Source organism: Kluyvera sp. (assembly GCF_965301105.1).
Map to the genome: position 1 here is coordinate 1 of NZ_CBDKZX010000149.1, position 4,599 is coordinate 4,599.

6 protein-coding genes are annotated in these 4,599 nt (G+C 51.1%); 3 read left to right on the top strand and 3 right to left on the bottom strand.

Annotated elements, in window-relative coordinates:
• Positions 1 to 422 precede the first annotated feature (422 nt).
• Complete coding sequence (locus ACW14G_RS22310; protein ID WP_249022535.1) at positions 423 to 1,331, top strand: acyltransferase; 909 nt, start codon at positions 423 to 425, stop codon at positions 1,329 to 1,331.
• Between the two features lie 15 nt (positions 1,332 to 1,346).
• On the opposite strand, the gene dsbA is transcribed toward ACW14G_RS22310, so the two are convergent.
• The 3 genes from dsbA to ACW14G_RS22325 all read right to left on the bottom strand — a co-directional run bounded on the left by dsbA (position 1,347) and on the right by ACW14G_RS22325 (position 3,329).
• Complete coding sequence (gene dsbA, locus ACW14G_RS22315; RefSeq protein ID WP_163448716.1) at positions 1,347 to 1,970, bottom strand: thiol:disulfide interchange protein DsbA; 624 nt, start codon at positions 1,968 to 1,970, stop codon at positions 1,347 to 1,349.
• 27 nt (positions 1,971 to 1,997) lie between these two features.
• The gene (locus ACW14G_RS22320; protein WP_249022536.1) at positions 1,998 to 2,984 is read right to left on the bottom strand and encodes a serine/threonine protein kinase; all 987 of its coding nucleotides are present in this window, start codon (positions 2,982 to 2,984) and stop codon (positions 1,998 to 2,000) included.
• 75 nt (positions 2,985 to 3,059) lie between these two features.
• The gene (locus tag ACW14G_RS22325; RefSeq protein ID WP_052284157.1) at positions 3,060 to 3,329 is read right to left on the bottom strand and encodes a YihD family protein; all 270 of its coding nucleotides are present in this window, start codon (positions 3,327 to 3,329) and stop codon (positions 3,060 to 3,062) included.
• 69 nt (positions 3,330 to 3,398) lie between these two features.
• Between ACW14G_RS22325 and mobA the strand changes: the two genes are divergently transcribed.
• Together mobA and mobB are read left to right on the top strand one after the other, a co-directional pair.
• Positions 3,399 to 3,983, top strand: a complete 585-nt coding sequence (gene mobA / locus ACW14G_RS22330; protein WP_223803605.1) for a molybdenum cofactor guanylyltransferase MobA — start codon at positions 3,399 to 3,401, stop codon at positions 3,981 to 3,983.
• The gene (mobB, locus tag ACW14G_RS22335) at positions 3,980 to 4,504 is read left to right on the top strand and encodes a molybdopterin-guanine dinucleotide biosynthesis protein MobB (RefSeq protein WP_249022537.1); all 525 of its coding nucleotides are present in this window, start codon (positions 3,980 to 3,982) and stop codon (positions 4,502 to 4,504) included. Before mobA ends, mobB begins: the two co-directional genes overlap by 4 nt.
• Positions 4,505 to 4,599 lie beyond the last annotated feature (95 nt).

Consider the following 4,599-nt stretch of genomic DNA (forward strand, 5'->3'; position numbering starts at 1 on the left):
AGAGGGTTTTCTGGGATCTGAACCATAATTTCCGTGCCTGTTTATCAGATTATGGGTAAAGGATGCCACAGACGGCATGAAAACATGAATTTTTCCCCAAAATAAGGCGAAAAGATTTCTCGATCTTCACGATCGCACGCAAAATAAATTGTGGATAACTTTGTGAATAATTTTATTTTACTTATAACAAAGGATATGTAACCCTCGATTAAATATAAAATAATCTATATTTTTCAATAAATTAAAACACGATCACAGCCAGAATAGTCGATCTGGTGATAATTCACACTGTGTGGATAGACATATTGACTATTTTTCTAATCTGGTAAGACCCATCATTTGGCGCGTTTTCTGGTAAAATCAGCGCCTTGTGCTCGTTTATATGTGCGCGTTAAATAACTAACTATCTGAATAAAAACACTATGTCGAGATTTCTCGCTGCAATAACGCTGCCTGTAAGCATCGTACTCACCATTTTAGTAACGATTTTATGTTCCGTGCCGATTATTCTCGCCGGACTTATTAAGCTCATTTTGCCTATCCCGTTCATCTGGCGTTCAGTCTCAGTATTCTGCAACTTTATGATGTACTGCTGGTGCGAAGGGCTGGCCGCGCTGTTGCATCTCAATCCGCGACTCAAGTGGGATATTCAGGGGCTGGAGACACTCAGCAAAAAGAACTGGTACCTGCTTATCTGCAACCACCACAGCTGGGCCGATATCGTGGTGCTGTGCGTCATTTTCCGCAAGCATATCCCGATGAACAAGTATTTCCTCAAGCAGCAGCTGGCCTGGGTTCCCTTTATGGGCCTGGCCTGCTGGGCTCTGGATATGCCGTTTATGCGCCGTTACTCCCGCAGCTACCTGATTCGTCACCCGGAACGCCGCGGCAGAGATGTTGAAACCACCCGCCGTTCCTGCGAGAAATTCCGCGCGCACCCAACGACCATTGTGAACTTTGTTGAGGGGTCGCGCTTCACGCCGGAAAAACGTCGACAAACACGGTCACCGTATAACAATCTGCTACCGCCGAAAGCGGCAGGTATCGCGATGGCGCTGAACGTTTTAGGTTCTCAGTTCGATAAGCTGCTGGATGTGACGTTGTGCTATCCGGAAAACGACGAGACGCCGTTCTACGATATGCTGAGCGGCAAGTTGACGCGAATTGTGGTGCGTGTGAATCTCCGGCCGATTGACCCTGAGCTGCACGGCGACTACGTGGGCGATAAGAACTTTAAGCGTCGTTTCCAGCTGTGGCTGAATGCGCTATGGGAAGAGAAAGATAAGCAGATTGACGCAACGAAAGCAGAATACAAAAACGCCGGTCAGTGACCGGCGTTTTCATTTTTATTTCTTCTCAACCAGTTGCTTCACGGTGTCAGCATACTGAGCCACGAAGACATCCATATTGCTGGTGTCCATACCCTGCGGGTTCAGCTGATATTTCCCGTTAACAAACATCGCCGGTACGCCCTGCAGCTGCAGATCGGATGCGGCTTTTTCCTGCTGTGCAACCAGTGATTTCACGACGAAGCTGTTCCAGGCGGCATCATAATCTTCGCCCTTCACGCCCGCGTCGGTGAAGACTTTACGGATATCCGCAACGGTCTGCACTGTCTGGTTTTTCTGTACGGCTTCAAACATCGGCGCGGTGATCTGATCTTCTACGCCCAGCGCCATCGCCACCGCCCACGCTTGCGTCAGGTCTTTGCCCAATGGGCCCAGGAACTCAACGTGGTATTTGGTCATTTTGGTGCCTTCCGGCAGCTTTTTCTTCACGTTGTCAGAAACGTGCAGAACTTCCTCAAACTGGTAGCAATGCGGGCAGTAGAAGGAGAAGAACTCCAGCACCTGCGGCTCACCTGCAACCGGCTTATCGATGGTAACGTACTGTTTGCCGTCGGTAATCTGAGCAGCAGATGCGCTGAATGCCAGAATCATACCTGCCAGCGCAAGCCAAACCTTTTTCATAACTCACTCTCTCCTGACTGTGTCGAATTAATACATGGGCGTTAACTGAAGCGGTGGTTCCTGAAGAACCTTTACCTGCTCCACAAAAGTTGCGATCTGCCGATGCCAGAAATCTTCCCCGGTTAACCAGGGAAAATTTTTCGGAAATGCGGGATCATCCCAGCGCCTGATTATCCAGGCAAGATAATAAACCAACCGCATTGCACGTAAAGGCTCGATCAGCGGCAATTCGTCTGAATTAAAGCTGCTGAACTCTTCATAGGCCTCTACGATGGTTTCCAGCTGCATACGTCTTTCGGCGAGGGAACCGTTAAGCAGCATCCAAAGGTCCTGAACCGCGGGGCCGTTACGCGCATCATCGAGATCGACAAATAGCGGACCATCGCGCCAGAGGATATTCCCGGCGTGGCAATCGCCATGCAGGCGTAGAGCATCAAAACGCCCGTGCCACAGGCCCATCACCGCGTCAATCAGGTCATCGGTAGCCTTCAGGAATTGGGCTTTTAAACCCGCCGGGATCAGCGCCGAGTGCTCAAATACCTCACGAGGTTCAATCAGATACTCTTTGACGCCAATCGATGGGCGCGCGGTAAAGCGAGATTTGCGCCCGGTTTGATGCAGTCGCCCCAGATAGCGTCCCACCCACTCCATTTGATCCAGGTTATCTGATTCAAACTGGCGGCCTCCCATGCTCGGGAAGACGGCAAAGTAAAAACCGTCATGGGCCAGTAGCGTCTGGTCGTTAAAGATGATCGGGGCCGCAACCGGTACCTCATCCTCGACCAGTTCCAGAGCGAACTGGTGCTCTTCAAGAATCTGCGCGGCCGACCAGCGCTCAGGGCGATAAAACTTCACCACCATGCGGCGACGGTCCTCGTCCTGAAACTGGTAAACCCGGTTCTCGTAGCTGTTTAGTGGGGTGAGACCAGAATCAACCCGGATACCCTGCGCAAACAGGGCATCGATAATGGTATCCGGGTGGAGAGTCTGGAAAGTGAAAGCCTTGTCGTTCATCCTGACATCCGATAACGATACGAATGATTCAGGATATCATTTCACGAGGACTTGAGCGGTACTGCTTACAACCTTTTACTCTTTAATTACGCCGCGCGCGCGCAGCAGTGCGGTTTTGAAGTCCTCTTCATAATCTTTCTGAATGCCCGGAATGACCGCGTCTTTCGCGGAATCGCGCATTTTGAGATGGTAGATCAGAATATCGTCCGTTAAATCGGCCAATTCACCGTCATAGCCTGACTCTTTTGCCAGTTTCTGCAAAAATTGCATTAAATTCAGCTCCGGCTCTTTCTGCCAGGCTGGCTGGAGGAGTTCAATAACTTCATTCAGACGTTTACATTTCATGGTCGTGCTCCTTACGCTTGATAGAGACACGTTAGCAGGGTAAACCCCACAATAAAAGAGGCGATAGCAGTGAATGCAGAGAGCCAGGTAACCGGCGTGGTGCTGGCGGGCGGGAAAGCCTCCAGAATGGGTGGGCAGGATAAAGGATTAATGAGGCTTGGTGGTAAGCCACTGTGGCGACACGTGGCCGATCGCCTGTATCCGCAGGTTAATCGCATCGTTATCAGCGCGAATCGCAATCTGGAAATCTATCGAACTAGCGGGCTTCCGGTCATGGCCGATACGTTATCAGACTTTCCTGGGCCGCTGGCCGGTATGCTTTCAGTGATGCAGCAGACAGACGATGAATGGTTTCTGTTTTGTCCATGCGATACCCCGTTTATTCCCGACAATCTCGTCGCACGGTTAGCGGCGGAACGCCAGCAGGCCGCCGTAGTTTGGGTTCACGATGGCGATAGAGATCACCCGGCTATTGCTCTGGCCCACCGAAGCCTGGCACCACACATTGCTGATTATCTCGCGAGAGGTGAAAGACGAGTCATGGTATTTATGCGTCAGGCTGGCGGTCATTCGGTAGATTTTAGCGACATGATTAGCGCATTTCGCAATATCAATACGCCTGAAGATTTGCTGCGTAACGAGGATAAACCATGATTCCATTACTCGCTGTTGCTGCCTGGAGCGGCACGGGAAAAACGACGCTACTGAAAAAGTTGATCCCGGCGCTTTGCGAGCGTGGTATTCGTCCCGGGCTGATAAAGCACACCCATCATGATATGGATGTCGATAAACCCGGTAAGGACAGCTATGAACTGCGCAAAGCCGGTGCAGCGCAGACGCTGGTCGCCAGCCAGCAACGGTGGGCATTGATGACTGAGACGCCGGAGGAAAATGAGTTGGATCTGGGGTGGCTGGTGAGCCGGATGGATGCATCAAAACTGGATCTGGTGCTGGTTGAAGGCTTTAAGCATGATGCCGTGGCAAAGATCGTGCTGTTTCGCGAGGCTGCCGGGCACAATGTGAATGAGTTGGTTATTGATGAGCATACGGTCGCAGTAGCCAGCGATATCGCGCTGGATATTAGCGTTCCGGTGCTGAATTTGAACGATACTGACGGAATAGTGGCGTTTATTGTGGCATGGATGAGGTTATGCGCTTCCCCGGAGTCGGCGTAACACGCCTCATCCGGGCGACCAGAGCAGCTGTAGCCCGGGGTTTCACTGCATTTTCATTTCGCACAGACGCAAAAAAGCCCATCCGTCAGGATGGG